Here is a 2790-nt window from a genome sequence, read left to right as displayed (position 1 = left end):
TCCCATGGGAGCCGCCCCTCACCCGTTCGACCGTTTCCGCTCAGAGCCCCCGGCGTGGCGCGGGCGGCAGGGCGGCCGGGACGTGGTGCATGCCCGTGCCCTGCTGCCGGCCGCCCGGCTGCCAGACGGCGGTCGCCGTCGTGGTGTGCCCCGGCGTCACGCCACCGTGGCGCGCGGAGTAGGCCCCCGCGCTGTAGGAGCTGAACGACGAGGTGTACGAGGACGATCCGTACGCGCCCGTGCCGTGTGCCAGATTCCCGAAAGCCGTGAAGCCGAGCTCCTCCTCGCCGTGCCGGTCACCGGGCAGCGCCCTGAAGCATCTGACCCACTCGGCGTAGAGCGCGTCGTAGATCGGCGTGGCCGAGGGGCCGCCCTGGGGGTCCTGGGCCGCTCGCGCGGGCGGGATCGGCTGGAGGGACTGGCGGCGGCGGGAGGCGTCGTAGGTGTGCACGTAGGTGCCAACGACCCCATCGCCCAACGGATGCGGCCACCGCGTCGCTTTCGCAGGTCAGCGGGGCCCGGATCGGGCGTCCGGGGGACGTCCGACGCCCCCTCGGGGGTGCGGGCGGGCGCGCGTCCGGTCACGGGACGGCCGGAGCCGGCCCCGGTGACCGCGGCCGTCGCTGCGACCATGACCGCCCGCACCCCGGGGAGGGGTCACGTACCGGCGAGCGGCATCGCCGCGGCCACCAGCTTCCCGTTCGCCGCGGCCTTGTCCAGCGCGTCGCGCAGCAGGTCCTCGCGGGGCTGCCGGCCGATCGAGCCGACCGGAGCCGCGAACAGCAGCACCTGCTGGTGCTTGTTGGCGGCGGCGCGCCAGCTCTCGGCGACCTGGAGCGCCTGGTGCGCCTGCCACCAGGCGACGGGCGAGCCGCCGCCGGTCCCCGGCTGGAGCACGGCGTGCAGCTGGCCCATGGCGAGCAGCACCGACCAGCCGTGCAGCACGGGCGGCACCGAGTGCAGCTGGGTCACGGGCATGAAGCCCTGCTCGATCAGGAGCGGCAGGAAGTCGTCGCCGATGTCCGTCGAACCGGGGCGCACGATGGGGCCGGTCGGCTCGACGACGAGCGCCGGGTGCAACTCGCCGCCCAGCAGGACGAGTCCGCTGGTGACGCCCAGCACGGCCTGCTCCGGGACGGCCTGGCCGGGCGCGCCGTCGGGGTTGATCGAGCGGACGGCGCCCTGCAGTTGCTCCTCGGTGACCTGCACGACCTGTGAGGGCAGGCAGGTGGCGTGGGCGAAGGCGAGGACGGCGGTCTCGTCGCCGATGAACAGGACGGTGCTGGTGCGCTCCTGTTCCGAGTCGCCCGGGGTGCGGCAGGACGTGCAGTCGTAACTGCCCGGGGCGTTCTCTCCGGCGAGCAGCCGGTCGGCTTCTTCGTCGCCGATCTCGGCGCGTACGTCGTCGCTGACGTCGAGCATGCGCGGCACGGGTGGCTCCTCGGGATGCGGTGCGTGGCGATGCCGGGTGGCTCCCGGCCCATGACGCCGGGGGCCCCGGCTCATGAAGATGACAACGGGCGATCTGTGGCCGGAGTCACGCCCGGAAGCGAACGGAATCGAACCATCCGACGCGCAGGGTGAACTCGGGCACGGAATCCGTCACTCCCAGCCAACTCGGCTGGACCCCACGGAAGTTGAACCGGTGAGGTGGGTCACAGAGGGCGAGGGCGGCTGGTCGACATATCCGGAAATCACGCAATGAAATGGGTGGCCGAAAGTCGCTGATACCCGCGGTAACCATGAACTGGCCTCGAATGACAAGGAGTTGGTTGATATCGGGGCGACCGGCTCCCTAGATTCCACCCCCGAGTGCAACGAGCACCACTCGGGCACGTCCGCCGGCCGCACCACACAGTCAGCTTCGAGCACCACCGCCGGCGGACGGGGAGGAGTGCGACGACCGCGTCCTACGCGCAGGGAGTCGCACGCCGCCTTGGGGGACCCCGGGTGTTTCGAGAGGGAAATACATGTCCGCATGTGCCGACAACACTCGTAAGGTCCGTACGACCACTCGTACGACGGCGGTCCTCGCCGGGGCGGCTCTGCTCGCCCCGCTCGGACTGCTCGCCGCGACCGGCGACGCCGCCGCGGCCGACAGCGGAGTGTGGGACCGCATCGCCAAGTGCGAGAGCGGCGGGAACTGGCACATCAACACCGGCAACGGCTACTACGGAGGACTCCAGTTCTCCGCCGGCACCTGGCGCGCGTACGGCGGCACGGCCTACGCGTCGACCGCCGACAAGGCGTCCAAGGGCGCCCAGATAGCCATTGCCGCCAAGGTCCAGAACGCGCAGGGATGGGGCGCCTGGCCCACCTGCTCGGCCCGGGCTGGAGCCTACGGAAGCGCGCCCGGGTCCTCGGGCGCCGGTTCGGCCGGAGCGTCGGCCGCCACGAAGCCGGCACCCAAGTCGGTGTCCAGGAAGGCTCCTTCGTCCTCCGCGTCGAAGGCGGCCCCGTCGAAGCGGTCGACGGCGCCCGCACACGCGTCGGGCCACACGAACCGTGACATGTCGCGCGGCGGCCACGGCGACTACACGGTCCGCGGCGGCGACACCCTCAGCGGCATCGCGGCACGGCACGCGACCACCTGGCGGGAGATCTACGCTGCCAACCGGGCGGTCATCGGCGGTGACCCCGACCTGATCGTGCCCGGTCAGCGGCTCGACCTCTGAGCACCGCCTCTCCCGATCCGCGGGTACGGGGCTCCCATCCCCGGGGGCGGCCCGGTTGGGGCCCCCCCCCCCCGGGGCGCCCCCCCCGGGCCGCGGGGGGGCGGGGGCGGGCCCC

Annotated in this window: 3 protein-coding genes; 1 reads left to right on the top strand and 2 read right to left on the bottom strand. The window is 72.9% G+C overall.

The window, feature by feature from the left end; all coding sequences use genetic code 11:
- Positions 1-40: 40 nt before the first annotated feature.
- A complete protein-coding gene (locus ACFV2J_RS38620) occupies positions 41-451 on the bottom strand; it encodes a hypothetical protein (protein ID WP_385443141.1) in 411 nt (136 codons plus the stop codon).
- Between the two features lie 206 nt (positions 452-657).
- Complete coding sequence (locus ACFV2J_RS38615) at positions 658-1431, bottom strand: hypothetical protein (RefSeq protein ID WP_385098083.1); 774 nt, start codon at positions 1429-1431, stop codon at positions 658-660.
- 539 nt (positions 1432-1970) lie between these two features.
- Here ACFV2J_RS38615 and ACFV2J_RS38610 point away from each other — a divergent pair.
- Complete coding sequence (locus ACFV2J_RS38610) at positions 1971-2675, top strand: transglycosylase family protein (RefSeq protein ID WP_385443139.1); 705 nt, start codon at positions 1971-1973, stop codon at positions 2673-2675.
- Positions 2676-2790: the final 115 nt, after the last annotated feature.

The sequence above is a fragment of the Streptomyces sp. NPDC059668 genome (genome assembly GCF_042734135.1).
GTDB lineage: Bacteria > Actinomycetota > Actinomycetes > Streptomycetales > Streptomycetaceae > Streptomyces.
This window is presented reverse-complemented; position numbering and strand designations above follow the sequence as displayed.